The organism is Thiohalophilus sp., from assembly GCF_046483665.1.
Classification (GTDB): domain Bacteria; phylum Pseudomonadota; class Gammaproteobacteria; order UBA6429; family Thiohalophilaceae; genus Thiohalophilus.
Genome location: NZ_JAWOCR010000018.1, coordinates 15,297 through 41,658, shown reverse-complemented (window position 1 = coordinate 41,658; position 26,362 = coordinate 15,297). Strand labels below are relative to the sequence as shown.

Genomic DNA, 26,362 nt, shown 5'->3' with positions numbered 1-26,362 from the left:
AGATACTTCACTGACCGTAGGGAAATTTCAGACACATCCCCCTTAATTGTAATACTTATATTGCAGCGGTAAGATGAAAGAATTAATCCTGCTAACGGCATGCTGAGATGCAATAACCCAGTTTGGCACACCAGTCCTCCCATAGAGGTAAAATGACGACACAAACACTACTTGCTATTTTACTCATAGCGACTGTCGCACTGATCTCGGCCTGTTCTCCCGGTGACACAACACCAATGCGGGTCGGTACCAACCTGTGGCTGGGCTATGAACCGCTGTATGTGGCGAATGAGCGGGGTACCTGGCCCCCAAAACAGATCCATCTTGCACAGTACCCGTCAGCGACAGAGGTTATACGTGCGTTTCGAAATAACGCCCTGGATGCCGCCGCACTCACACTGGATGAAGCATTGCTGCTACGCCAGGACAACATTCCTGTCAAAATCATACTTGTCATGGACATCTCTCAGGGTGCTGATGTCATCCTGGCCAGACCGCCTGTCAATCATTTAACCGGCTTAAAGGGCAAGCGTGTCGGCGTAGAGAGCACGGCTCTCGGCGCCTTTATCATTACTCGCGCCCTGGAACTTCAGGATATGTCGTTATCTGATATCGAGATTGTCAACGTGGACACGAATCGCCATGAACAGGCCTATGTAGATAAAAAGGTCGATGCAGTCGTGACATTCGAACCGGTAAAAACGCGGTTACTCAAAGCCGGAGCTAACCAGATTTTCAGTAGCAAAGATATTTCGGATGAGGTTGTCGATGTGCTCGTGGTGCATGAGGATTACATAAACTCCAGGCCAGAAAAAACAAGACTATTAACCAGCGGTTGGTTTAAAGCTGTTGATCATCTTAACAACAACATGCAGGAGTCCGCCAAAAATATTGCCAAGCGACAAAGACTAACCCAGGAAGAGGTCATAGAAGGCTATAGGGGACTGATCCTGGCAGACAAGAAAAAGAACAGAGAGCTTTTATCCGGCACCCCGGCAAGCCTCGAGTCGACGATATATAAGATGCGCAACATACTCACCAAATACAATTTACTTGATAAAGAAACAGACACCGACAACATGATCTCTGCACGGTTTGTCAATTAGAACTATGCTCAAACCGATTTTCAGCCTGCGCTTTCAGATCCCCATATTAACGATTGTTATCGTTATATCTGTATTGATTATCGCTTATTTAATCAGCAGCAAAATTGCAATTAAGACTATCATCGAAGAAGAAAAACAGCGTGTTTATGACCGACTCAACTTCATACAAAATGGTGCTGAACAATTACTAAGAGTAGAACAGGACGATAGCCTCCAACAATTAATTTCCAGTTTTGCCTCTGAACCCGATGTCAAAGACATAGTTATTGTTGATACCGAACTTAAGGTTCTCGCCTCCTTGCAATATAGTGACCTGGGGCGGCCCTGGGACCCGTCATCACACAATATATCTTCAGAAAGGATTGCCCGTTCAATAAATAATAATATTTCCATGGTTTATCTGGATAAGAAACTATGGGAAATCAATGGTCTTGCGAGGGTCTGTAATCTACGGTTTTCAGATCAGCTTCGTCCATTTAGATGTGGCCTTCTTTTTTACAAGCTCGACATGGGCTTCCACCTGGACTCGATATCCGAAACTTTATCTAACCAGATACTTATCATTGGCGGCGGTGTCGGATTAACTGCTCTGTTAATCATGGTATTTGTTCACAAGTTTATTACCCGGCGCACTACCATGATTACTGATAAGGTCGAAGAATTTGAAGCTGGCAACCGGGATAGCCGCCTTTCTGTGCGGGGCAATGATGAAATTGCGTTACTCTCCAAACGTCTCAACCATATGTTCGATACTATCAACGAGAACCGCCGTACCATTCTGGATCGCGAAAAACGCTTGTCCAACATCCTTGACACTGCAATTGACCCTATCATCACCATAGACTCGCGGGGGAGAATTGAATCCTTTAATTCTGCGGCAGAAATAATTTTCGGTTACAAAAAAGATGAGATCATTGGTCAAAACATCAACATCTTGATGCCTCAAGAATATGCTATTTATCATGACACATATATAAATAACTATATTAGCACCGGCACCGCTAAAGTTATCGGTAAGACACGTGAAGTCGTCGCCAGGAAAAAGGATGGCAGTACCTTTCCGGTTGAATTATCTATTTCACAATATGACGTCGATGGACAAATTCATTTTACGGGAATAGTGCGGGATGTGTCCGAACGCAGAGCACTACAAGACGCATTGATAAAAGCTAATGAAAACCTTCTCGAGAGTAATGCCGAATTAACTGATTATGCACTTCAGGACAGCTTGACAGGGCTGGCCAATCGCCGACAGTTTGATCATACGCTATATAATGAACTGCAACGTGCCCAGCGGCAGAACTCCTCGTTATTATTAATGTTGTGTGATATTGATTATTTCAAGAAATATAATGATGCTTACGGCCATCAAAAAGGTGACGACGCTCTGGGGAAAGTTGGTGAGATCCTGCGGGAGACTTTTCAGCGCAGCAGCGATCTTCCTGCCCGTTATGGAGGAGAGGAATTTGCTATTATTCTTCCCGGCCTGAGCATCAGCGAGGGCCTGGCAATCGCAGAAAAGCTCCAATATTCACTGAAGCAACAGGCTATTCCGCATTCGGGGTCAGAAGCTTCAGGCCATATCACTCTGAGCATCGGGATTGCCAGTCTTCACCTGGAATATGATACACCCCGGGAGCAGGCGGCTGTACTGATTAAACATGCTGACAAGGCGCTGTACGAGGCAAAATCTGCGGGGCGCAACTGCATACGGATTTACAAGCCGGAACATTGACCAGAATATCCTTGACTTTGATTCAAAATCACTGGTTTGCACTTCGCGATTGAATTTTCCAGTTCTTTACTCAATCTATCTGGTCATGTGCGACTGTCGTTTGCTAAAAAATAATCTATTTATACTTATAATTCATACCGACATCCCTTTTTATCCGGCTCAACGAACGAAATGAATATAGCAATGCTTTACTATTCACAGCCTGGTAGCAGGCTCCAGGTTGGACCGGGTCAGAGCGCAGTTATTGCTAACCATCAATAATCTGCGCTCTGAGCCCTGAATGCTGACCACAAGAGGTTATGCGAGACCGCATTTCTCTTTGATCGCAATCACAACGTCATCACTGGAGGTGGCATTGATACGCATCAGCATGCCTTCCTTCTCATAGAACCCTGCCAGTGGCGCGGTCTTCTCGTTGTAGGTATCAAGCCGACTGGCAATTGCCTCTTCGGTTTCGTCATCACGCTGCACGACTGGTCCGCCACACTCGTCACATACGCCTTCGACCCGGGGCGGCTTGCTTTTGACGTTGTAGATTGCGTTGCACTGGGTACAGGTACGGCGTGTGGTCAGGCGATCGAGGATGACCTCGCGCGGCACAGCCAGATCAACTACTGCATCCAGTTTTTCACCCATCTCTTCGAGCATGGTCTTGAGCTGTTCGGCCTGGGGAATGGTGCGTGGGAACCCGTCCAGCAGGTAGCCGTTTTTGCAATCGTCTTCCTTCAGGCGCTCTTTCATGATGCCCATGATCAGCTCATCCGGGACCAGGTCGCCCGCGTTCATGTAACTCTGGGCTTGCTTACCCAGTTCGGTGCCCTCTTTGACCGCCGCACGCAGAATATCGCCGGTGGAAATTTGTACAGAACCGTCAATATCGCTCAGCATGTTGGCCACGGTGCCCTTGCCGGCACCCGGCGCGCCTAACAGAATCAGTTTCACTACGTTTCCCCTTTTATTCGGATGAATGGTAAGTCAGAATCAGAGGAGGGTTATTTCATAAATTGGGCTAAAGTGCCAAATAATTTTTTTTAGCCGCCAATAAACTGATATCTAGTACGGCAAACAGTCGATCAGATACCCTGTCACCTTGCATTGATCGGGTATCCCGGGGGGGGGGTCCTGAGCTCGTAGGGCCTTTACAGGCTTGTTGGCCACACACCCTGTTATAGCGGCATACCTCGAAATACCGGCAGCAGAACAGGAAACAACGATGAGTTTCTGATTTCGAACTCGATTTGTTTGCTCACTGGCGGCTTGCTGGCTCGCTGTCCTGTTTCCGGCTTTGATAACAGTCAAAACCACAATACCAGCGCATATACTCACCGCCTTCCTCCGTAATGGCGTCAACCCGCGGAATCTCACGGCGGCATACCGCGCATTTGACTGTTTCCGGTAGCCTTGCGCTCTTTTCCGATTTGTCTGGCGTATCAGACATCAGACGCTCACTTCCTTGATTTCCATGGTCGAATCCATCAATTCATGTGCCTTTTCAGCCTCGCGCTTGTCACTGGCGTGGACTATCAGAACCGGATAACCCTCTTTCAGAACGTCTTCTACCAGGGAGGTCAACATATCCTCTTTAACATGGAGTCCGCGTATGGCTCCTGCCAGCCCGCCGACGGTAGCGGCATAACCGATGACCATCAGGGGCGCAACCACCGGGGCACTGACATACAAGGCAGGCAGCCCCAGGCCTATACCTGCTGCACCGATTGCACCGCCCACACCGCCAACCCCGGTACCCATCGCGATATCCCGAACGAATTCCTTACGCACGCCCGTGGATTCGGGTTCAATTTTTTTCTCCTGCTCGCGCACAGCCTCCCCGGCCTGGACAGGGTTTACCTGTTCTTTGGAAAACCCGGCGTCATGAAACAACTTCTCGGCCTGGGCCAGAGAGGTTGAGTCGGGGAAAATTCCTGCCAGTTTGTGTGGATATTGTTTCATGGCGATGCTCCCTGATGAGGGTAATTGACTCAGCATATACTCTGTAAAACATAGCCGGGCGCGGTGGCCGAAACATTGATATTAATCAATGCCTGCAAAATCTGATAGACAGGGCGCCCCGATAATCACTGCAACCGGCGGCAAAATGTCCGCAAAGCTCGCACGACCAGGCAGGTAGTTTCTACCCGATGCCCGAGACACTTCCCCCCGGAAAAGGGACCCGTCATCTTTTCGAACAGTGCCCGGCCTGATGGATACCCTTTGTCATATCATGTGTTAACGATTTTCATGCCCCTGTGCCAGCTCGTGTAACCTGATCGGCGCCGTGGCAAACTCTGCTGCTGTCGGTGTCAGAACCCGTATTGCGTAGAAAGCCAGCGCCGCTTGTTTGCCTGTATCATTTAAAAGTTGATTAAGATTTCTGTCATGGCATCAGTCTCATGGGCCAGGCGAGTGAGCTGGCATCAAACAGCAGCCTACATAAAATACGCGCAGGCTTGTTTTAAACAACAGTACCGCAACAGGAGAGTCGACGAATATCGCAGTAATGTTCACAACTTTTGATATAAGGATGAGGAAAAGAATGAACACACGGCTCGGCAAACACACAAGCAATGATCAAAGAGGTATTCCCGGGTGCAAAGCCAGAGCAGAAGAATCGTGCAGTAATTATTTGAATATTGAAAAAGGCTTATCCGCCGGTGAGTTTTTAATTGCGCACAATCTCAATCCGGTCACCGACCGCGACAACCCCACTACTGAGAACGGTGACGCATATCCCGCTGTTTTTACCAAGTGCGCCACCAAGCCCTTTGCCTTCTATCTTATCAAGGTAGCCACACGGTGGGCGAGGTTTGTGATAACAAAAAACGGCATTGCCTATTCGGAATGTCTTATCCTGCAAGTCTCTGGTTTTAAGATGGCTGATAACAAGGTTACGGCGATGATGTCCCGTATCCAATCTGGCGCGCAAGCTGTCCGACAAGCCCTTTTTGGCTTTACTCAGGTCATCCTGGCTAATCAGCGTAACCTGACAGGCTTCGGTAACCTGCCAATACCCTCTGGCAGCACTGTAGCGGTCACCCTCCAAACCAGTCTGTTCAAGCGCCTTTATACGATGGACAGATTGTATTTCAGCGCCAGCCGAACAGGCAATATAGATCGCCTTGAGTTCCGGCAAAGCTTGATGACGAGAAAAAGAGAACAACTTTTTCAGAATTGACAAAATATCAATCCCCTATTAACTAACAGCATTCCTGCATGCAACATTGCTCAACCAGATGGCAATATAAAAATTATCTCTGATACCTGAATTATCATATTAATGAGGCATGTCCGTCACTGATCCGTTTTATTGCTTTATGTTTCAGATTCGTATACGAACGATTTCGCCGGGATAAATCATGTCCGGATTTTCGATTTCGCTTAACGTAGCCAGCTCCGGATAACGGAACGGATCATTTACATAATATTCTGCTATATCCCACAGAGTGTCACCTTTTTTAACGACATGAGTAATGATACGTTGTTCCTGAAAAGAATTGGCGACCCCCTCCGTTTTGCCTGGTAAAACTGACTGTACATCCTGAACCGGTTGAATTTCTGTCTTTTCTGACACATCACTCAATACTACCGGCATAACCCGGATAGCATCCTCCATTGCCACATTATCGCTCACATCGACATGCTCGGTGTTCGTGCTTACAAGAGCGTCATTATTTACGCTAAAATGCATGTAAGCGAGACCACTCAGACCTATTATCAAAACCAGAGCTAAAACCCCCGGGACAGACAGGAAGGATCTGCGTTTTAGTATCTCGCTTGTTTGTGTGTTTACTGAGGAGGATGATCGTTCATCTGCCATCATCTGTGTTGTGTCTGCCGTGTCTGGGGCGCCACGGGTATTCCGCTTTTGGGGATTGACAACCGGGGAACCAGGATAGATTGCCCGTCGTTCCTTCTCAGGAACATCTCCCGGTATTTCCCAATCAACGGAAGTTCGCATGGGCTCCCGCCTGGGGAGCGACTCCGAATCAGTCGTTGCCCCCTGTTCAGGCAAGGCAGTCTGCCTTTCCTGCTGATGTGCCGGTTTATTTTCAGTTTTTTTCATAACTTATGAGATTGCCTCAGAACAGGAATCCTTCCGGCATAAATCCCCGATTATGCAGTACATTTCACTATTCGCTGCGAATGAAACCGGGTCCGGCTTCATCATTCGCTCGTAGAAACTGGTTAAAAAATAATCCCTTATCAATTTCTCCACCCTTCTACCGCCGATTTATCGGGTTAACCGGAACGAAATGGATGCAAGCCTGTCAGAATCTTGATGTAGCACAACAAGACATCAATATATTAATATAGCATATTGCAAACACAACCCGTATGAAGCCGATGAACGACGAGACAACGACAACACAGCTCCCCCCCACGCATAAACCCCGCCCTATGGTCGACCTGCTGGTCAGCATCCTGATTCCATCCGTAATCCTGATGAAACTTAGCGGTCTGGAACATCTGGGCCCTGGTGGCGCTCTTGTCTTCGCGCTGGCTTTCCCGCTCGGCTGGGGCACATTTGAATTGTTCAAATACCGGAAATTCAATTTCATTGCGCTGCTTGGTTTGGTCAGTGTTCTGCTCACTGGAGGCATCGGCCTGTTACAACTCAGTCCCGAATGGCTGGCCGTCAAGGAAGCAGCAATTCCCGCCATCATCGGTATCGCGGTTCTCATCTCAACCTATACACCCTATCCGCTAATCAGGACATTGGTATATAACCCACGGATTATGGATATAGAAAAGATCGACATGAAACTCCATGAGCTTGGTAACCGGCAAATATTTGAAAGCCGGCTACAGAATGCAACGTACTTTCTGAGCGGCACCTTCCTGTTTTCCGCCATCATGAACTATCTGCTCGCTACATGGATCGTTATCAGCCCGGCGGGGACGAGCGCCTTCAACGAAGAACTGGGAAAAATGACCCTGCTGAGTTACCCGATGATCGCCATCCCATCCACTGTCATGATGATCGCAATTCTGTTTTACCTGTGGCGCACGATTCGCCTGCTGACCGGGTATAAATTAGAGGAAATTATTAATACTCCGTGAGAATCGGCAGATAAAATATCCGGCCTGCATTTACCGGGTTTTATACATAATAATAAAACACGATTGTCACTGATTCCCTTCAGTTCTGTATTTTGTGATTTCTTGTTGCAGCCTGTCCCGGCCTGAGCGGCTTTGACCGTATATCTCATTAGCCTTGTAGAACTCCAGCACACGAATATCCTGAATATCAGGCTTGATATAGATGTCTGGCGATCGGTTGCGCATTTTTTCCCGCATCACCGTCGCCTGCATGATCTGAAAGGTATTAAAAACAGTTTCAAAATAGGTTGGCTCGTTGTCAGTCTCAGGGGTACGCTCACCCAGCACATCAATGGCTACCACCACATCACAATCATCAAAAAGCAGGTCATAAGGCACAGGGTTGACCAGTCCGCCATCAACCAGCACTTTTCCCTGATACTCTACCGGCTCAAATAAACCGGGTACGGCGATACTCGCCCTGATCGCGGAGGACAGTTCGCCGGATTCGAATACCACCTGTTTGCGGCTCCAGAAGTCTGTCGCCACAACCATTAACGGAATTTCGAGTTGACTGAAATCGGTAACTCCAATCAGATCCAGCAGATATTGCATCAGGTCCCTGGATTCGATTAACCCTCCTCTGCCCATACTGGGTTCTATAAACTCGGCCCAGTTGAAAATTTCTTCACTGAATAATGTATCGAGCCAGTCCTCATCTTCCGAAACTGTCATACGTTCGACGACCTCGCGGATTTGCCCGCCGGAAAGTCCCGATGCATACAGACAACCCATCACCGCACCAATACTGCATCCGGCAATGCGATGAGGCCGGATTCCCAGTTCATCTAAGACTTCCAGCATTGGAATATGCGCCAGGCCTCTGGCACCGCCACCTCCCAGTGCAAGTCCGATTTTCTGGTCTTTCAGCTCACGCCCGCAGCCTGTATTGAGCAGGCTGACGGCAAGGAATGCCAGAAATTCTCGCCGGGTCAATGTCATTGTTTTATCCATTCATCAAGCATAAGAAAAAGATCAGTGACAAACGAGCGATATCAGAGTCAGAAGAGAATATTTTCTGATATTGGCAAAAACTGGACACTTATCCAGAGGTTTCCCGGCGCTGTTCGCTCAGATAATTTCCGGTATCGGCGACCGTCATGGGTCTGGCAAAGAAATACCCCTGTCCGGCCTCGCAACCCATATCGGTCAGCATGCGCTGCTGTTCGGCATTCTCGATGCCCTCGGCGACCACCGTCATCTCGAGACTGCCGGCCAGACCGAGCACCCCGGCTACTACGGCCCGGTGGCGCTTGCCCAGTGTCATCGCGCGGATGAACGAACGATCCATTTTGAGTATGTCCATCGGCAGGCTGGTCAGGTAACCGAGCGAGGAGAAACCGGTACCGAAGTCATCAATTGCGACCTCCACGCCGGTCTGACGCAGCATCGCGATCTTTGTTCTGCTGTTATCCAGGTCCTCGATTAGCGTACTCTCGGTGAGTTCAACCTTGATGTCCTGTGGGCGTAACCCCGCCTCGTGAATGATGCGGAACATGTCCTCGCAGAAATCGGCCTGCAGGAATCGACGGGCCGACACATTCACCGACACCTTGATGTCGTGGCCTGCCTCGCGCCAGACGTGTAACTGGGCGCAGGCCTTTTCCGCAACCTGCGCGTCGAGGCGATGAATGAGACCAATTTCCTCCGCCAACGGGATGAACGTCATAGGAGAGACCTGGCTGCCATCCGGCTGGTTCCAGCGAGCCAGGGCCTCGACCGCTTCTACACGGCCCGTATCCAGGTTCACGATAGGCTGGTACTGCACCTCGATCTCGTTGCGGCTGATCGCCTCGCGCAGCAGGGTCTCCCACTGCACGGCCGCCGCCGCGTGTTCGCCCATCTCCTGCGAAAAGAAGCGGATATCCTGACTGACCCGCTTGGCCTGGTACATGGCCGCATCTGCATTTTTGATCAACGACTCGGCGTTGATGCCGTCAGCCGGGTAACTGGCGATGCCGAAACTCGCGCCGACAGTGAACCGCATACCTTCATGGATAAACGGCTCGTCGGCCAGGCTGAGCAGCTTGCGTGCTGCCATCTCCGCATCTTCACGGGTGGAACCGAGGGGTAGTATGAAGACAAACTCGTCACCACCAAAACGGCTCAGAAGCACATCCGGCTTGCACGAAATGCGCAGTCTCTGCGCCAGTTTAATCAGCAAAAAATCCCCCACCGAATGACCATGGGCATCATTGATGTACTTGAACCGGTCGAGATCCATGAAAATGACGCAGAATTCGCAGTTCTGCTGTTCAGCCCGGCGCAGGATCCCGTCGAGTTCCCTTTGCAGATGGCGCCGGTTTGGTAGCTCGGTGAGCGGATCGTAGTCGGCCAGCATGCGTACGTGGTTTTCATAGTCCTTTTGCCGGGTGATATCGATGGTGGTCGCGCGCACCGAAACCATCTTGCCATCTTCGTCGATTACCGGTCCCGCATAGTGTCGTGCCCAGCGCATGTCGCCGTCGGCCGTAATGAAGCGAAACTCGATGACCTCCAGCTCTCCTGTCTTCCATAAACGGGCTCGTTGCTCGGCCCACAGGGCGGCATCGTCGGGATGTACTATACGATCCAGCAGCGAAGGTTCGGCCATCATGTCGCTGGCACTGTAACCGGTGAGCCGTTTCACGGCAGGCGAGATGTAGCGAAAGCGCCCGTCAGGACTCTGAATATACGAGCATTCGAGCGCAAAATCAGCGACGGCCTTGAACAGCTTGCCCTGTTCTTCCAGGTCGCGTCGCAACCAGGCCACTGTGCCGATGAGCGAGCCCAGCACCAGAGCCACGATGACTGGGATGACGATGTACTGGATGCGGAATTCGCCGACCACCACCAGGTTCTGGATCAGCGCAAACGGTGCGATAACGATGATCGCAAGACCGATGCCCTGTAGATAGGCAATAAATTTTGAATTATGATGTTTCACGTAATCCAGCGCACTCCCCCGGTTCTGCGATCATTTGAATCCAATGGATTAGGACGATTATGCATCGACCTGTTCTACATCACACCGCTATTACCGCCAAAAACATCAATGATAAATCTACCTTATGCCCTTTCATGGATAAAGCCCGAATACGCAATCTCTTCTCAGTAAACCCACTCCAAGAGCATCAGCTGACAAACGAAAATTATTCACACTTTACTGGCTACTGCCCTCGTTGTGCAGCAGACACTTCCTGGCGTGCTGAGAATCGCCGACGACAGGTCCTCCACCAGATTCGACCGGTACAGATTCTCTGCATTCTCTATCACGTATTGCACAGCGTTGCGGTCCCTGCAATACAATCTAAGGGAAATCGATGAAGACCAGAAAATATTCGCTAGCGTTGCGGAACAGCCAATTCCTCTGCGCGAAGACTCTGGTGTTAAAGCAACTGCATGATTGATTGAGTTTGCAATATACGCATTCCCTGGCTTGTGTGATTTATTGCCGTTGGCATTTTTTATACCTCTCTCGCCAGTATCTGGCTTGTATTGCTGATGTGCCAAAAAAATCACGGCCTCAACCTGCTTTATGAATAATACAACAAATTGTGAAATTTATTATAGACTGACAGTTGGTATTTTTAGCCCGTGTTCCCGCACACAAGCATGAGTTGATGTACTCATAAACTGCATCAATATTAGCGGAGAATGGGATGTCCGTTCTGCCTGTCAGACTCCAGGTAATCTTCTACTGCTTGTTATTGGGATATCTGGTTCTGCTTGCGCCATAACTTTCTGCGCACAACTACCTGGCGCGAGCTTCTCTGATTGTTCAATCCCCTTGATGAACTTAATCCAGCCACACGGTTTCCCGTTTTTTTCTCCCAAAACAGCGGATAAATAAATGTTCAGAATACCCGATCACTTTGTTCAAAATATTGCCTCGCTTTGCTCGCAATGACTGATAATAGAGAGGTCATCTCGAGGAACAACGTGACAAAGGAATCTCACTGGACTGGTATTTGGACCAGCTATTTAGTCATCTTTATACAAACCTTTGATTTAATCAGGGACGGGGCCTTAAACGTCCCCCGGCAAGAGTGGAGATCTCTTTCAATCTCAGTGAGGTAAAGGTATCTCGACATGATGCCCGTATCTGATAATAGACGATAATTCTGCGGGTTTCCTGTTTACGGGGATTTTCAGGCACAGGCCGGTTACGAGAAAGCGCAAATGCAGGGATAAATGTAAATCTCTCAAGCTGTTGCCGGAGACCGACAACTCACTGCCGCCCCGGGCAGGTTGTTCTCGTCCTCCAGGGAACACCCTGGCAGGCTATTACAGCCCGGGCGGCGAAAGATATGCACCCGCGCCAGATAACCTCGCTCAGGATATGTAACTGGCGCGGGCTCAAATAATACTGTTTTTTATCTGTGCTTTCGTCACATATTTATGACACGGCAGTAAGCATGTCCCGCTTTCTTCAGCCAGATGCCCTCAACCCCCAATAGAAATTCGGCCATATCACTCTAATCAGATATGCTTATAAACCTGATTCTTCATCATCATTGTGTTTTATCAATGACCGGATAACCCTGCCTTGCTGAGATAGGTTTACGAGTTTGATTTGCATCAAAAACATCGGAGAAACAGACATGCACGAAGACAACAATATTGAACAACGCGGCCAACAGATACAGCGATTACGCGACAAGCTTGAAGTATTGCGGCAACAACAGGAGCATGTACCCGACCACCTGCGTCATGATTATAGTAATGAGTTGCAACGACTACAGGATATGTTGCTTCAGGCGGAACAGCGACAACATGAAGAACTGGCCAAGCACCAGCCGGGCCTGGTCGCCAGGCAACAGGATTATGAGGAAATGGATAATGCGCTGGACAGCGCTCTGGCCCGGTTTGGTCCACCTGATTGAAGCGATACGTATCATGGCGATACAACTATTTGAATTTTCACGATATTTTACAAAGTCAAAGTCAGAATCAGATAGTCCCGCAAAAAGCATTTTACTATTACGCCTCGGAGTACAGCGGACGATGTAAACTGCCTGCTTAAAGTTCATCTTCTGAATTACCCGGTCAGATTTATGTAATACCGGCCATCCTGACTAAAGGATGGCATAACATTTCTGTTTTGAAGGTAGTAGCCCGGTCTCGTTGATGTTGCTTTTTGACTCCTGCAAGCCTGTCCACCAGCCAGATGGCAAGGGATGCCAGCATGCCGATCAGTAGCAAACTTTCGGTACACGCGGTTCCAGTGTGCACGGCCTGATACACTCAATCTTCGGCGACTGTTCTATACCTCCCGCAAGCCCTGTTCATTCGGCATACATTCTCACTGGCAATTCATCACGTTTTTTTGCCATTTGGAGCACATTCCGGCGAGGTCGTGTTCAATCCATAGCGAGAAGACTTTGATCCGACAGATTGAGGATATTGGTAAAATGAGAAAAGAAGACGGGAAGGGGGACATTTTTTTCCGCTTTTTGTTCATGCATTTCATCCGTAAATAACCCAGTAAATCATTCCACTTTTACTGATTATCAAACTGCAACCAGCTTGAAAGGGGATCCGACAATTCAACCCGAATTGAGTACAGAAATACTTCAACTGCTTTTGCAAAAACCTTATACTTTTAAGACTATTAAACATATCCGGGGCGTCAGCTCGTGAATTAGCTTTTTCACAAACCATATAAGGGGAGGCTTATGCAGTATATACCTGGAGTGATGCTGGCTATCGTAATTCTGTTGGCTTTTCAACCGGCACATGCGGCAGAAAAACCATTGATCTTTTCTACCGCTCCGACACATTCCGTCGAAGTCACCCGGCAAATATATACACCGATTGTCCGTTACCTGTCCGGGAAAACCGGCAAAAAAATCATCCTGGAGCCCGCCAAAAACTTTATCGAATACTCAAACAAATTCAAAAAAGATTATTACGATTTCGTCTTCGATGGCCCCCATTTTGTCGGCTGGCGCATGACCAAATACAGGCACACCCCGCTGGTTAGTCTCTCTGGCAAGATCAATATCGTGGTGGTCAGTAACAAGGATATTACGGTCAAGGATTATCATGATCTGATTGGCCATCGGGTTTGTACCTTCGCCTCACCCAACATGCTCACCATGGCCTTTCTCGAGTATTACCCCAACCCGGCTCGCCAACCGATACTGATCACGGTCAAAGGCTTCAAGGCCCTGCAGCAATGCCTGTCCCACCCGGGCAACTACGGTGCCGTGCTGCGCGACAAGATGTGGAACAAGATCAAAGACAAGAAAAACATCCGCATCGTCCTCGCTCCGCAACGTGACTATCCCGAACGGACCATCTCCGCCTCTAGCCGGGTCGATACAGAAACCCGCCAGAAAGTCATCGAGGCACTATTACATGAAGACGCCAAACCCCATATACACAACCTGCTGGAGACCTTCAAAACCAATGGCATCGTCGCCGCCGATCCGGAGGAATACGAAGGCCTTGGTCTTATGTTACGCCATGTATGGGGATTCGAACTGCCCTGAGCGAGCTCAAGCCAATGGATTGCGTGGATCGGATCACCATGACGCAGGGAATAACAAGTCAGGTTCTTTCTCTTCGGTACTTTTTTTGCCTTTACAAAGCTGATTTCGTCATAAAATCAACCTGATGGCCACGGACGGCCCCCGCACTGGGGACAAAGAGCTTCAATCCCTTAAAGAAGGGGTCGGCTCCCATCGTGCGGGCAAAGGGCTAATGCCTTGCTAGTTACTTTCTTGAGGTTGCTTGACCGTCTCAAGTCCCAGGTTGAACCAGTTCTGCATACCGCCGCGATACCATTTGAGTTTATGTGCAGGATAACCGTATTCCAGCAAGCTGCGAATATTGGCGGGCGACTGGCCACACCACATACCGTTACAGAACAATACCAGGGTTTTGGCTTTCGAGTAATCAAACAGTCCGTCCTGTTCCTTCACGCCGAACTTCCCGGTCAGAATATCGACAATATCAAATGGGGCTGCGCCCTGAGCCGGATTGAGTTCTACCCAGGGTATGTTAATCGAACCGGGAATGGTGCCGCGCTTGACCCACTTCGGAGTCCGCGAATCAATCACCAGAACCGACTCGTCGCCGGAAGAGACCTTTGTCAGGTAATCCAGCATTTCCACCTCGCCGACAGTCTCAACCCCCGGTGCCAGGGACATGGGCTGAATACAAAACGGCGGACAGTTGCGCGAGGTTTTGGCAAAGTCATCCACTACTTTGTTGTCATTGTTCTGGTTACGCTTGATGGTTACGGTTTTACCATTGTGCTTAACATCCACACTGCCAAGTTCCGGGGTGATCTTGACTTTCAGTTCTTGCGCATAGGCTGGCTGCGCGTGGACGCCAATGAATAACACAGCGGTGAAAAACAGATATTTTATATTCATGCTTGGACTCCGTGATATTGCGTTTTTTGAGTGAAACCCGTTTCTGAAGAGGGTAACCGGCAGAATTATGCCTGTCGCCGCTACTCGACACCGAAAACACTGGCCCGGTTCCGGCCGTTCTTCTTGGCATGGTAGAGCGCCTGGTCGGCCTGCTCAAGCCAGAGAACGTAATCGCCTTGCTGGCCGTTTTCGGCAAGGCCAAGACTGATGGTGAAACGGATATCAGTTGACCCGCAGGATACTACACTCTGTTCGATGGCGCGGCGCAACCGCTCGGCAAAATGGAGTCCGCCGTCAATATCTGTGTCTACCAGTATCACACCGAACTCCTCACCACCATAGCGACCGGCAATATCTACCTCACGCTTGACCTGACGCAGCGACTCGGCCACCTGGCGGATCACTTCATCGCCGGCCTGATGGCCGTAGCTGTCGTTGACCTTCTTGAAGTGATCGATATCGAACATCACCAGTACCGACTTCATCCCGCTACGTTCGCTACGCTTGAATTCCGCGCTGAGCAGTTCTTCCCAGGCGCGACGATTGTAGAGTCCCGTGAGGCCATCGGTCTGTCCCAGTCGCGCCAGCTCCTTGTTGGCCTGCTGCAGTGCCTGCTCATCGATGGCCGTGTCGGTAACGTCATAGATAATCAGGCAAACCTGCTCTACCTCGCCGTTAACTGATATGAGCGGAATAATCGTAGAGTTCTGATACATAAACTCTGCGTTGCCGGTGATCGGGTGGTAGCTATTGAAACGGAACAGATAGGGACGCTGGTTCCAGGTGGAGAAAGCCCGGTTATTGAGCAGAAAGACCGATTCGATCTTGCCCACCAGCCATGCCTCGGGCAGCTCGGGAAACAGGGAAAAAAGATTCTGATTGCGTACTTCGCCGGGGGTCAGGCCGCTGTGGTTCTCCATAAAGCCATTCCACAGCTGAACCCGCATTTTTCTATCCAGCACCACCAGACCCACATCAACATCCTGCAGAATCCGCAGGAGCCAGTGCATCTCGGCGAGATTACCGTCATCGCGGTCATTCATAACCGTACCACCTCCATGTGCTGCTGCAGGGCATTGATCGACGTTTCGGTAAAGAGCAGCACCTGGTCGCAATGGACAGGCACACTGCCTATGTCGTAACTTAACTCGATGGCAAGCGTGCGTTGAGCACCACCTCCCTGCAACAACTCTTTTGCCTGACTGTGTAGATAGAGCCGCGGATGGCCTTGGCTGAACTTGACATCAAGCTGTTCACTAATCCCCTTGAGGAAGGCGCCCACCAGCACGTTACCTACCTCCATCAGTAACTCCAGCTCGCTCTCTTCCGGTGCGCTGTCATCGTAGTTCATCAACCGTGCCAGCGCTGGCACGCTGCTGTCGTCGAAAAAAAGCAGCGTCTCGCCAGCCAGCCCGGCGCCAATGAAGCCCTGCGAGACGATTGACACACCGTGGTGGCCGACACCACCCAGCAGCATCACGAGTTCACTGCGCTCCAGCAGGTTGACTCTGGGAATAGACAATTCCACCCCTTCGTGAATCACCCCGGCGAGCAGGCTCGCCGCGCGACCCATCGCCACATTAGCGATCTCCTGGCACCAGTCGTAGAAGTCCACCTCTTCCAGTTGAGCAGCAGGTTCAGCATTCAGCAGCTCGAGTACCCCGTAACCTTGCAACACCTCGACAAGCTCTGCGGGATTGACCGGTTTTTTTATAAAAGCGACGGCACCGAGCTGCTTGACACGGCGCTGGCTCTCCTCCTGGATATCACCGGAAATAACGATGGGCAACGCAGGCAGGTTATTGTTACGAATAAATTCAAGGACATCGAAGCCGTCCATGTCGGGCATGGTCAGGTCAAGAAACAGCACATCTCCCATACCCTGGCGGATCGCCTCGATCCCCTCGCGCCCGCTGGCGGCGTAGGTGATAGAAACCTTCCAGTCGGAAGGCAGTGCGCGGGCAATCTGCTTGCGGGCGAAACTCGAATCGTCACAGATGACGACAGGGGTAGTCATAATTTCTGATTCCAGGCCTGGTACAGGCGCAGTATATTTAGTCGGCCAGAGTGTTAAAAGCGAGGCGGCACTATCATCCCACGATCATCCGTGGAAGTTGGGATATAAAAGAAAAATACGCGATTATATTTTACCCGCCGCTGCTGAATAATATCTTCTTTCAATTTAAAATACGACCCGACATCGCAAAAGAGCTGCACATGCAACACTTATGTATTTATCATGCGTCGTATCATATCGTGCAAGGGACAAACAACCGGGAAGTTTGCTTCACCGGGTCAGGATTTCCGATCTGCCACGGAACCCCGCAAAGAACTATTAAAGCACCATGACGAGGCTGTGCATTTCCATATCATAAGTAAGGAATTAGAAACCTTGAGTTCGTTAAGGTTGCTCTCGCATTCATGAAAAGTTCACTACGCAAGCTTCAATGTATCACTGGCACGTCGAGAAGATATATATGCTTCTGCAGCCGACGTCCGGCAATGTCTGCCCATCTAAAAAGCGTTAAAACGCTTAACAAAAGTTAACAAATTTTACAGCCAGTAAAGTAGACGGCCAAGGCGTTTTTACGTATACCTTGTCATCGTAAAATCTACAATAGCACCGGAGTGAAACCCAACAGACATGCCAGCGACAAATAACACATTCAGTCATACCTATCAGAAAAATGGTACGCTATTTCGCCCTTTGCAGGAATCCGATGTTAATGAATATGCAGAAATGCTGTATAGCTCATTCAATGACTGGTACTGGAAGCACGGTTGGGGAAAGAATTATTTCAGTTGCCAATCACAGCAGACCCGAATCTTTTTCGACATCTATAATGATCTCACTCCCGGAAAAAGTATTGCCGCATTCTGTAGTGAAACCGGAAAAATTATGGGAGCCTGCTTTTATCATCCCCGCAAACAACATGTCTCCCTGGGCATTATGAGTGTACACCCGGACTATACCGGCAGAGGCATTGGCCGGGCCATGGTCGATCATATTCTTAACTACACCAGGGAACATGAATATCGAAGCTGCCGTCTGGTAGGTAGCGCCATTAATATGGATTCATTCTCGTTATATAACCGCGCCGGTTTCATCCCGCGGGAGACTTACCATGATATGGTTCTCAATATCCCGAACGATGGATTCATATACCCCGTCGAAAACACCGCGCGCATACGGGAAGCGACGCTGCAAGATATACCGGCAATGGTTGATCTCGAAATGGAAATCAGCGGCATACACCGGGAGATGGATTTTGAGTATGCTATCAGTAACCCGCGGGGTTGTTTACATGCCAGCGTGTATGTTAATGATTATAAACAGATTGACGGTTTCATCCTTTCCACCAGACACCCCGCGCTACATATGATGGGACCTTGTGTGGCACGCACTGAATTGATTGCCAACTCCCTGCTCGGCTCCGAGGCGAACCGGTTCAAAGGAACCTGGGTACTGTTTTCTATTCCGATGCGCCATCGCAAGATGGTAGAACAGATGTATCAGTGGGGTGCTGTCAACGTGGAAACCCATCTCAAACAGGTCTGGGGAGAGTTTCATGGCTTCAACGGGGTGAGCATGCCAAGCTTTTTACCCGAGACCGGATAACCCCATTGAACAAAAATGCAAGCTTTTCCGTTGATACTAATTATACATATCAACTACTTTTCATAGACAGAGTTTCACAATAAAGCCTCGCGCTTCAACTGATTTGACATGCTGGTAATTGCAGGTAGTGCCGAACGGGGCATCAACAGCTCGTGGCAAACTTACCCGGGTATGACCGGCATTCAAGCCCGCTATTCAAGTTTTATGTCTCCTTCACGCCACTGATTTTGCTTCGGCCGGTCCATGGTTCTTCAGCGCGGCCTTGATCGGGGGTACGCCGTGGCGCGGCCTCTTCGTCACGCAGCGCTATTACCAGCGCATAAGCCATAATTGCCATAATAAGGGAAAATGGCAAACCTGCGGCGATGACCGCCGCCTGCAATGCCGTAACTCCGCCACTGGCCAACAATACAGCCGCGATGGCGCCCACACCAATCCCCCACACGACCCTGTGACGCACCGGCGGCTCGGAATCGCCAACCGACAGGATAGTGGTGATGGCAAGTGTTCCGGAATCGCAGGAAGTAACAAAATATACAGCAATCAATATCGTCACCAGTACCGATAAGAGCCATTGCAAACTTGCATGCACCTCCAACCCCGCGAACAAAGCGTAAAGGCCGCCGGTCACATTCTGGTTCACAGCGGCGGTGATGCCACCCGAACCGAATAATTCCACGTGCAAAGCTGTCCCCCCAAAGATGATCAACCACAGGCCAGTAAGCAGTGTGGGAACCAACAATACACCCATGATGAACTCACGGATCTTACGCCCGCGGGAAATTCGGGCGATAAACAAGCCGACAAAGGGCGCCCATGCAACCCACCATGCCCAGTAAAACAGGGTCCAGCGTTCCTGCCAGCCGTCATTGTGGTTGACGTCGGTCCAGAACGATAGCAAGGGAAGGTTATGCAGATATTCGCCTAATGTGGTAAGGAAGAATCCCGCCAGATAAAGCGTGGGACCAAAAATTAGTAAAAAGACCAGCAGCGCGAAAGTCAGGTACATATTAAGATCAGACAATACACGCACACCGCGTCGCACCCCTAAAATAACCGATAACAGAGCTACTGTGGTCACCAGAGCAATGATGACAAGCTGGGGGACTTCACCCGTTGGAACACCGGCCACCACATTAAGACCGGTATTAAGCTGCTGCACGCCCAGGCCAAGAGACGTCGCTACACCAAAAACGGTTCCCAGTACCGCAAATACATCAACGGTGTGCCCAACAGGACCGTAGATCCGCCGTCCGATTAGGGGCCAGAATGCGGAACGTATGCTCAGAGGCAGTGACAACCGATAGGCGAAATAGGATAAACTCAAACCGACAAAGGCATACACCGCCCAGGCATGCATACCCCAATGGAAAAAGGCCAGACGCATCGCGGTAGTCGCTGCCGCAGGCGTGCCACCGTTCGTGATAAACGGGTTTCCCTGAAAATGCAGAATAGGTTCGGCGACACTCCAGAAGATAAGCCCGATCCCCATGCCCGCTGCAAACAACATGGCAAACCATGAGAACAACCCGAATTCAGGAGCCTCGTCCTGGCGACCCAGGCGCACGTTCTTGTAACGGCCGAAACCCAACCACAACACGAAGACCAGTATTGCTGCAACCAGCAACACATACCAGGATTTGAAGAGCACTAGTGTCTCGTCACGCATTTGCGTGAACAATTCGGTGGCCTGATCAGTCCAAACGCTGCCAAGAACAACAAATGCAACCACGGCCAGTATCGTGATGGACGCCACAACCGGATTCAGCCCGATGAACAGCCCGCTGGCCGAACGCAGCTGAGCCTCGCGCCCTTTGAGCATGGCACGTTGTCGTGATGGTTGTTTCGGCTCGCGTGGATTGTCAGTTTGCTCGCGTGTCGACTCGGCCTCCATGGACTCAAGTACCTTGTTGATGGGGTTCCTCATATTCTGTCAACCGTAGATTACTTTCAGACCAGGAATGAACTGCCAGGCAGAACACGGATCAGTTCAACCTGAAGATGGATGCCGATTTTTCTGAATGTCGAATTGAGTTGGGTGCGGAGATTGTTCAGATTACCCCCAGGTTTTATCTATCTATATTACGTGGGTTTATTGCACATATATACCTGGTAGTGAAAATCCTGTTTTCGTCTTCATTTATACAGTCATCTTCTCATCCCACGGGGAAGAGACACCGTTTCACAACAGACTAAAATAGCAAAGCATAAAATTGCCAGTAAAAAAAGACTGATTGAGATAATCACTAATCACGACCCATTGCAATCCAACGTATAATCTCCCGGCTTTTAAATATAGTCGTTCACAAGACCATATCTGTACACCGCACCATACAATGTACTCTGTAGTATGAGTTTCTATTATGCTGAGCACGGCGAGACTGGCGACACAAAAAACAGAGCAGATATTTCTCTCCGGAAAAGGGACTACCCATTTCAAGTTGTATTATCGAGAAATACAGGTAATACACAGACCATCTGCACTCTTGAGGGCGCCCTGACAGCCTGATCTTGTGCCAGCCTTGACCTCTTATTTTTCAACCTGATTAGCGTGTTTTTTATCTTGCCCGCCACGAACGATTTTGCGCAACGGCGGGGTAAGACGCACTCACTCCAGTTCGAAAGTCACTATTGCATTAATTCGATATTGACTGAATTGTTATCGACAACCTTCGCCTCGAATACGTGTATGTATATCGAACTAATATTGTGCAATGATTCGAACGGCTTATCTACGGCATTCACGGCGGCGTCTTCCCGGCTTATTCCTGATTCCGCAAGAACCTCGATAATGTAAGGCGCACTCACACCCCCTCAAGATTTAAATTAAGTAACAACAATTCAGAGAACTCCTCTCGCTTATCGAAATCTACACAGGAAGAATAAATAAAAACTTTAGAGTTTTGAATATTAGCATTCTCCTTCTGTTCCTTCATTGACAAATTTCAATGTTACATCAAGGAAGCCAGATTATTATCGACAGCCATCTTTGTATGGTGCTGCATAAATATTATTATTAGTGGTTGTTTTATTCAGCGCGAGATTTGGCGTATACCCCCCCTTTTTATTCTTCTGCTATATTTTATATTTCTTTTACCTGGTCAATAATATCGCTTACTCTTTAAGCTCTATCTGTAAACACTCATCGCCTGGGGCATTACTTTCCTGGATACTCGAAATACGGCGATCGAAGACAACAGGATCGTCAAACCGTAAAGCATTACACGACAGGCTTCAAGCCGCCGTTTATTGCGAAATCTTTGTGGTGTTCAGTACCAACAATACCGACCAGATAAACATTACTCAGTTGGTTCACTTGCTACGAATTCCCGGAGTCTAGAAACGTCGTAAGCAGACCAGCTATAACCCCTGGTAATGGTATATATCAATAGTCATTGCGATAGTTGGCGGGTAACAAAGAGTCTCTTGTCTGTACCTGTACACTTACGCTTGGGTAAGATGCTACTGAATCATCGATTTCAGCGAGCGGGCATTCAATGGCGCATACCCGGATTGGTCATTATCGAAAAAACAGAATACATCCTTCCCCTGTGAAGACCAGCTGGAAATAGCACCGGCCCAACCGGCCAGGGATTGCTTGTCATACTCGCCCTCATAAGCGTCGCCGGGACCATGGAGTCTTATATAAACAAAGTCCGTCGTCACTTCCCGGGGTGAGAGGAACCCGTTGAAATCGTAAATGCAAAAGGCCGTATCGTATTTTGCAAGAATTTCATAGGCGCGAGGATTCAGCCAGCTACGATCCCGAAATTCAAATGTGTAGCGGAATTCCCGGCTCAATGAGGCAAGAAATTCAGACAGCCGTTTCTCATTGAATTTCCAGTTTGGCGGCAATTGAAACAATACTGGCCCGAGTCTTGGCTGCAGCACGGATATATGCTTCAAAAAGCGGGTTACGCTATCACTTGAGTCTTTAATTTTTTTCATGTGCGTAATATAGCGACTGGCTTTCACTGTAAACAGAAAGTCTTCTGTTACTGTATTTCGCCAGTGTCGCAGTGTTTTCTCATCCGGTAATTTATAAAACGAATTATTGATCTCTACACAGGAAAATTCTTCAGCGTAGAATTTCAGCTGTTCTTCGCTGGACATATTTTCTGGGTAAAAAGGACCTTGCCAGTGGCCATATGACCAGCCTGAGGTGCCAATGTATACAGAGTTCTGAGTGCCACGCATAATCTTTCTACCAGGGCATAGGTGTGCCATCGTAGCTGATGAAAGTGCCTGATTTATCCATACTGAAATCATCAATCTGGTTACGCAGTCCTTCGACGGACTGAGAAGTGGATATACCATTAGAAGGCCCCATCCTTGTTGCCACACCACCAGGATGAAGTAAGAGCACACCGATTCCTTCCGGTCTCAGGGCGTTTGCGAGGCCTTTCATCGCTGCATTGAGCGTCGCTTTGCTGGATCGATAATAATAACTGCCGCCAGTGTCGATGTCCGCAATACTCCCCATATGGCTGGTCATAACCGCAATCAGAGGCTTTTCGCTACGAGATAGTTGATCTATAAATGCTTCCGACACACGCACCGGCCCGAGAGAATTAATATCAAGGGTTCTGAGCCACACGCTGTATTCTATATTCCCGGGTTCTGGCGAACTGTAAGAGTCCTCCAGATAAACGCCCGCGTTGTTGAACAACAAATCCAGACTGACTCCTTCCAGTTTTCGCTGAACTGCACGGATATCCTCAATCAGAGTCACATCCAGACGATGCACCGAGACATTTTCATGCGAGCTGGCCAGTGCCTGTAGCGCCTCTGCCTCTGCCGGGTGACGGCAAGTTGCATAAACCCGCCAGTTGTCTCGGGCATATTGAGTCGCCAGCTCCAACCCGATGCCCCGGTTGCTTCCTGTAATCAGAATATGCGGCATAAACAATTACCCTCATATAGTTTTTGCTGTTAAAATTCAGTACCCGAATTTTCGAAGTTATCCAGCATTCGAAAACGCTGGTCCTATTCAATAAACACCAGCTTCCAGGCCGATGATTCCATCACGGCGTTTATAATCGTCAAAATGTCTTGATTTATTTGCCTGCCCATAAACCAATTGACCTGGAAAGAAGAGCCTTCAGAATCGCTGCTGGATAACTTTTCTCAACGACGAAAGCAGCAGGAGTTGTATGAAATTCGCTCACGACCTGGTTCGCGGTTTGCTCTGCAAGCAACTCTGATGTCACGTTGACAAACTTTTCCGGTTCGTTGGCTTAAATGATTGAGATCACGACCCAGTCTCCGTTTGTCAATCGCTCTGGTCTGAACAAAATAAAATCATAATTATTATCCTCGTAGTGACTAACAAACCTTTTTGCATACGGGTTATCTCAAGCTCGCATCGGTTTTTTGCCATGCAGAATTATGGCTCATCTCATCTCATATGCAATATTACTATTTCCTGCCAGGCGGCCTATGAGACTGTTTATGTCTACGAGTTAATACATCTAAAGATTATTCATTGTTATGGATATCACCTGCAAATAAAATATTTATTAACTAACTTAACCCGACTATAAATGTGCTCATTGATATATATCACACATTAACAATGTATTCATGAATATCATGTGTAACTCGATATATTCCCGGAAATATCGTCTCCTCAAGACTATAGTTAATATTATTTGATTACGAAACTATACTTTCTCTTTCTTCACTGAAAAGTATTCGCCTATCCCGCTGCTTAGCGAATAGAACAAAAGACTGGGCATAGAGGAGGAGTAACGAACGTGAATTATTCGCACATCCGCTACAGAATTTTCTCACTGCCTTACTCGGTAAAACGTTATTATTTCTTGCACAGGAGAACGGCTACCGTCTGTCATTGACATTTTCAAATGAACTACCTGGTATTTTTTGGTTATACTCATAAGTTTTTCGATCTTGCTCTTCTTATTACAAATAATCAGGCATTTATAATGCCGGTAAATACACAGGAAGCACGCTTGTGCAGCTATAGATATACAGCTTCTTGACCATGCAATTTACTCATATTACGAACCGGAAAAAAGATCTCGTACACGTCCAGGTGGAGGGAATATGCAAGAATACATCGACGTCATTCTCAAGACAGTAAACTGGGAAATAATCATCTTTTCAGCCTTGCGCATCCTGTTCATTTTAGTCGTTGCCTGGATTGCCATGAAGGTAATCGAAGCCGGACTTCGTCGGCTGGAGAAGCGTCTCATTAAACGCGGCAGGACGATCGGCGAAGTAGCCGGTGAGGCCGAGAAGCGGGCCGATACGCTGGTGCGACTGCTAAATCAGGCGATTCGGATCACGATGTGGGCAGTGGTGTTGCTAATCATCTTGCGCGAGGTCGGTATGGATATCGCTCCCATCCTCGCCAGCGCCGGTATCGTCGGCCTGGCTGTGGGTTTCGGCGGTCAGAACCTGGTGCGTGACGTAATTTCAGGTTTCTTTATCCTGCTTGAAAACCAGGTGCGCGTCGGCGATGTGGCCATCGTCAACGGTACAGGTGGGCTGGTCGAGGCAGTGAACTTCCGCACTTTGATTTTGCGCGACCTTTCCGGTGTGGTGCACGTCTTTCCCAATGGCACTATCACCACTCTGTCGAATATGACCCGCGAGTGGTCCGCCTATGTGTTCGAGATCGGCGTGGCTTATAAAGAGAACACCGATCGGGTCATAGACATCATGAAACAGGCTGGCAAGGAGCTGCACGAAGATGAAACTTTCGGCCCCTTGATGATTGATGATGTCGAGATATTCGGCGTCGATCAGTTCGGCGACTCGGCCGTGGTCATCAAGGGCCGGCTCAAAACACTCCCCATCAAGCAATGGGATGTGGGTCGTGAATACCGCAGGCGCGTCAAATACGCCTTTGATCGCGAAGGCATTGAGATACCCTTTCCTCATCGTTCCATCTACTTCGGCGAAATGAGCAAACCCTTCGTCACCCAGTTAATCAACCAAACCGGACAATTCGAGACACCTAACCGTGAGGAGCAAAAGAGTTCATCATGACGGCAGGGACACAACATCAACCTTGACCATGGTGCGCTTGAACACTTAACCGCCCTGCCTGGGCCAAGTACGAATTTTCCATTTATTAGCGACCACCGTACCTGACACGGCTTTTTACCAGGCTATCGTTCAGCCATGTTCACGAAGAAGGCGGCGAAGAGGGAACTCTTTTGGGTTTGCTCTGGCCACAAATATCCTGAGATGTCTTTGAATCACTCAATCTCGACTGGCAATCATAAACAACGTGTGCATGGCATACGAGTCCACGGTTATTTTCAGTATCTGGTCACATATTGAGCGATCGCATACCTGGCAAGGCCACCACAGGGCACCTTTTATGTGGCTTTTCAAATATTATTAACAACAGACAGTAAAAAGTGCGGCCCGGTAGAAGGACAGCCACTTTCTACTTATTATGAATATCCAT

At 48.9% G+C, this 26,362-nt stretch carries 21 protein-coding genes; 7 read left to right on the top strand and 14 right to left on the bottom strand.

All coding sequences use genetic code 11. From position 1 onward, the window contains the following. Positions 1 to 152 precede the first annotated feature (152 nt). Together R6U90_RS05005 and R6U90_RS05000 are read left to right on the top strand one after the other, a co-directional pair. A complete protein-coding gene (locus tag R6U90_RS05005) occupies positions 153 to 1,106 on the top strand; it encodes an ABC transporter substrate-binding protein (RefSeq protein WP_410351576.1) in 954 nt (317 codons plus the stop codon). A 4-nt stretch (positions 1,107 to 1,110) separates the two neighbouring features. Then, positions 1,111 to 2,841, top strand: coding sequence for a diguanylate cyclase domain-containing protein (locus R6U90_RS05000; RefSeq protein WP_410351575.1), 1,731 nt, complete (start codon positions 1,111 to 1,113; stop codon positions 2,839 to 2,841). 297 nt (positions 2,842 to 3,138) lie between these two features. On the opposite strand, the gene R6U90_RS04995 is transcribed toward R6U90_RS05000, so the two are convergent. From R6U90_RS04995 to R6U90_RS04975, 5 genes are all read right to left on the bottom strand, one after another. Continuing rightward, positions 3,139 to 3,783 carry an adenylate kinase gene (locus tag R6U90_RS04995; protein WP_410351574.1) on the bottom strand — a complete coding sequence of 215 codons (645 nt, stop codon included), beginning with the start codon at positions 3,781 to 3,783 and terminating at the stop codon, positions 3,139 to 3,141. 304 nt (positions 3,784 to 4,087) lie between these two features. Further along, positions 4,088 to 4,279: a DUF3330 domain-containing protein gene (locus tag R6U90_RS04990; RefSeq protein ID WP_410351573.1), complete on the bottom strand. Its 192-nt coding sequence runs from the start codon at positions 4,277 to 4,279 to the stop codon at positions 4,088 to 4,090. After that, the gene (locus tag R6U90_RS04985; RefSeq protein ID WP_410351572.1) at positions 4,279 to 4,791 is read right to left on the bottom strand and encodes a hypothetical protein; all 513 of its coding nucleotides are present in this window, start codon (positions 4,789 to 4,791) and stop codon (positions 4,279 to 4,281) included. Before R6U90_RS04985 ends, R6U90_RS04990 begins: the two co-directional genes overlap by 1 nt. A 709-nt stretch (positions 4,792 to 5,500) precedes the next feature. Then, positions 5,501 to 5,776: an MOSC domain-containing protein gene (locus tag R6U90_RS04980; RefSeq protein ID WP_410351580.1), complete on the bottom strand. Its 276-nt coding sequence runs from the start codon at positions 5,774 to 5,776 to the stop codon at positions 5,501 to 5,503. Positions 5,777 to 6,157: 381 nt separating this feature from the next. Then, positions 6,158 to 6,901 (bottom strand): LysM peptidoglycan-binding domain-containing protein, encoded by a 744-nt coding sequence (locus R6U90_RS04975; protein WP_410351571.1) that lies wholly within the window; start codon positions 6,899 to 6,901, stop codon positions 6,158 to 6,160. A gap of 281 nt (positions 6,902 to 7,182) precedes the next feature. Here R6U90_RS04975 and R6U90_RS04970 point away from each other — a divergent pair, with 281 nt between their 5' ends. Next, positions 7,183 to 7,899 (top strand): VC0807 family protein, encoded by a 717-nt coding sequence (locus tag R6U90_RS04970; RefSeq protein WP_410351570.1) that lies wholly within the window; start codon positions 7,183 to 7,185, stop codon positions 7,897 to 7,899. Between the two features lie 66 nt (positions 7,900 to 7,965). On the opposite strand, the gene R6U90_RS04965 is transcribed toward R6U90_RS04970, so the two are convergent. After that, a complete protein-coding gene (locus R6U90_RS04965) occupies positions 7,966 to 8,880 on the bottom strand; it encodes a patatin-like phospholipase family protein (RefSeq protein WP_410351569.1) in 915 nt (304 codons plus the stop codon). 100 nt (positions 8,881 to 8,980) lie between these two features. Next, positions 8,981 to 10,864: a putative bifunctional diguanylate cyclase/phosphodiesterase gene (locus R6U90_RS04960; RefSeq protein ID WP_410351568.1), complete on the bottom strand. Its 1,884-nt coding sequence runs from the start codon at positions 10,862 to 10,864 to the stop codon at positions 8,981 to 8,983. A 1,657-nt stretch (positions 10,865 to 12,521) separates the two neighbouring features. Between R6U90_RS04960 and R6U90_RS04955 the strand changes: the two genes are divergently transcribed. Beyond that, positions 12,522 to 12,803: a hypothetical protein gene (locus tag R6U90_RS04955; protein WP_410351567.1), complete on the top strand. Its 282-nt coding sequence runs from the start codon at positions 12,522 to 12,524 to the stop codon at positions 12,801 to 12,803. A 792-nt stretch (positions 12,804 to 13,595) separates the two neighbouring features. Then, positions 13,596 to 14,414: a phosphate/phosphite/phosphonate ABC transporter substrate-binding protein gene (locus R6U90_RS04950; RefSeq protein WP_410351566.1), complete on the top strand. Its 819-nt coding sequence runs from the start codon at positions 13,596 to 13,598 to the stop codon at positions 14,412 to 14,414. A 219-nt stretch (positions 14,415 to 14,633) separates the two neighbouring features. Here the strand turns inward: R6U90_RS04950 and R6U90_RS04945 are convergent, their stop codons facing one another. The 3 genes from R6U90_RS04945 to R6U90_RS04935 form a co-directional block, all read right to left on the bottom strand. Continuing rightward, on the bottom strand, positions 14,634 to 15,302 hold the full coding sequence (locus tag R6U90_RS04945; RefSeq protein ID WP_410351565.1) for a rhodanese-like domain-containing protein: 669 nt from the start codon (positions 15,300 to 15,302) through the stop codon (positions 14,634 to 14,636). An 80-nt stretch (positions 15,303 to 15,382) separates the two neighbouring features. Then, the gene (locus tag R6U90_RS04940) at positions 15,383 to 16,345 is read right to left on the bottom strand and encodes a diguanylate cyclase (RefSeq protein WP_410351564.1); all 963 of its coding nucleotides are present in this window, start codon (positions 16,343 to 16,345) and stop codon (positions 15,383 to 15,385) included. After that, positions 16,342 to 17,319, bottom strand: coding sequence for a response regulator (locus R6U90_RS04935; protein ID WP_410351563.1), 978 nt, complete (start codon positions 17,317 to 17,319; stop codon positions 16,342 to 16,344). Before R6U90_RS04935 ends, R6U90_RS04940 begins: the two co-directional genes overlap by 4 nt. Positions 17,320 to 17,946: 627 nt before the next feature. On the opposite strand from R6U90_RS04935, the gene R6U90_RS04930 reads away from it, so the two are divergent. Further along, complete coding sequence (locus tag R6U90_RS04930) at positions 17,947 to 18,921, top strand: GNAT family N-acetyltransferase (RefSeq protein ID WP_410351562.1); 975 nt, start codon at positions 17,947 to 17,949, stop codon at positions 18,919 to 18,921. 202 nt (positions 18,922 to 19,123) lie between these two features. Here the strand turns inward: R6U90_RS04930 and R6U90_RS04925 are convergent, their stop codons facing one another. From R6U90_RS04925 to R6U90_RS04910, 4 genes are all read right to left on the bottom strand, one after another. Next, positions 19,124 to 20,848, bottom strand: coding sequence for a BCCT family transporter (locus R6U90_RS04925; RefSeq protein ID WP_410351561.1), 1,725 nt, complete (start codon positions 20,846 to 20,848; stop codon positions 19,124 to 19,126). Positions 20,849 to 21,549: 701 nt separating this feature from the next. Then, complete coding sequence (locus tag R6U90_RS04920) at positions 21,550 to 21,729, bottom strand: dodecin domain-containing protein (RefSeq protein WP_410351560.1); 180 nt, start codon at positions 21,727 to 21,729, stop codon at positions 21,550 to 21,552. A 654-nt stretch (positions 21,730 to 22,383) separates the two neighbouring features. Further along, entirely contained in the window at positions 22,384 to 23,118 is a 735-nt protein-coding gene (locus tag R6U90_RS04915) for a DUF72 domain-containing protein (protein ID WP_410351559.1), read from the bottom strand. Between the two features lie 7 nt (positions 23,119 to 23,125). Further along, positions 23,126 to 23,824, bottom strand: coding sequence for an SDR family oxidoreductase (locus tag R6U90_RS04910; protein WP_410351558.1), 699 nt, complete (start codon positions 23,822 to 23,824; stop codon positions 23,126 to 23,128). Positions 23,825 to 24,987: 1,163 nt separating this feature from the next. On the opposite strand from R6U90_RS04910, the gene R6U90_RS04905 reads away from it, so the two are divergent. Further along, on the top strand, positions 24,988 to 25,935 hold the full coding sequence (locus R6U90_RS04905; protein ID WP_410351557.1) for a mechanosensitive ion channel family protein: 948 nt from the start codon (positions 24,988 to 24,990) through the stop codon (positions 25,933 to 25,935). Positions 25,936 to 26,362 lie beyond the last annotated feature (427 nt).

Bases quoted from the DNA above. Each gene is read 5' to 3' on its own strand.
- R6U90_RS05005 (WP_410351576.1), top strand. From the start codon at position 153: ATGACGACACAAACACTACTTGCTATTTTACTCATAGCGACTGTCGCA.
- R6U90_RS05000 (WP_410351575.1), top strand. From the start codon at position 1,111: ATGCTCAAACCGATTTTCAGCCTGCGCTTTCAGATCCCCATATTAACG.
- R6U90_RS04990 (WP_410351573.1), bottom strand. From the start codon at position 4,279: ATGTCTGATACGCCAGACAAATCGGAAAAGAGCGCAAGGCTACCGGAA.
- R6U90_RS04985 (WP_410351572.1), bottom strand. From the start codon at position 4,791: ATGAAACAATATCCACACAAACTGGCAGGAATTTTCCCCGACTCAACC.
- R6U90_RS04975 (WP_410351571.1), bottom strand. From the start codon at position 6,901: ATGAAAAAAACTGAAAATAAACCGGCACATCAGCAGGAAAGGCAGACT.
- R6U90_RS04970 (WP_410351570.1), top strand. From the start codon at position 7,183: ATGAACGACGAGACAACGACAACACAGCTCCCCCCCACGCATAAACCC.
- R6U90_RS04965 (WP_410351569.1), bottom strand. From the start codon at position 8,880: ATGACATTGACCCGGCGAGAATTTCTGGCATTCCTTGCCGTCAGCCTG.
- R6U90_RS04955 (WP_410351567.1), top strand. From the start codon at position 12,522: ATGCACGAAGACAACAATATTGAACAACGCGGCCAACAGATACAGCGA.
- R6U90_RS04950 (WP_410351566.1), top strand. From the start codon at position 13,596: ATGCAGTATATACCTGGAGTGATGCTGGCTATCGTAATTCTGTTGGCT.
- R6U90_RS04945 (WP_410351565.1), bottom strand. From the start codon at position 15,302: ATGAATATAAAATATCTGTTTTTCACCGCTGTGTTATTCATTGGCGTC.
- R6U90_RS04940 (WP_410351564.1), bottom strand. From the start codon at position 16,345: ATGAATGACCGCGATGACGGTAATCTCGCCGAGATGCACTGGCTCCTG.
- R6U90_RS04935 (WP_410351563.1), bottom strand. From the start codon at position 17,319: ATGACTACCCCTGTCGTCATCTGTGACGATTCGAGTTTCGCCCGCAAG.
- R6U90_RS04930 (WP_410351562.1), top strand. From the start codon at position 17,947: ATGCCAGCGACAAATAACACATTCAGTCATACCTATCAGAAAAATGGT.
- R6U90_RS04925 (WP_410351561.1), bottom strand. From the start codon at position 20,848: ATGAGGAACCCCATCAACAAGGTACTTGAGTCCATGGAGGCCGAGTCG.
- R6U90_RS04915 (WP_410351559.1), bottom strand. From the start codon at position 23,118: ATGCGTGGCACTCAGAACTCTGTATACATTGGCACCTCAGGCTGGTCA.
- R6U90_RS04910 (WP_410351558.1), bottom strand. From the start codon at position 23,824: ATGCCGCATATTCTGATTACAGGAAGCAACCGGGGCATCGGGTTGGAG.
- R6U90_RS04905 (WP_410351557.1), top strand. From the start codon at position 24,988: ATGCAAGAATACATCGACGTCATTCTCAAGACAGTAAACTGGGAAATA.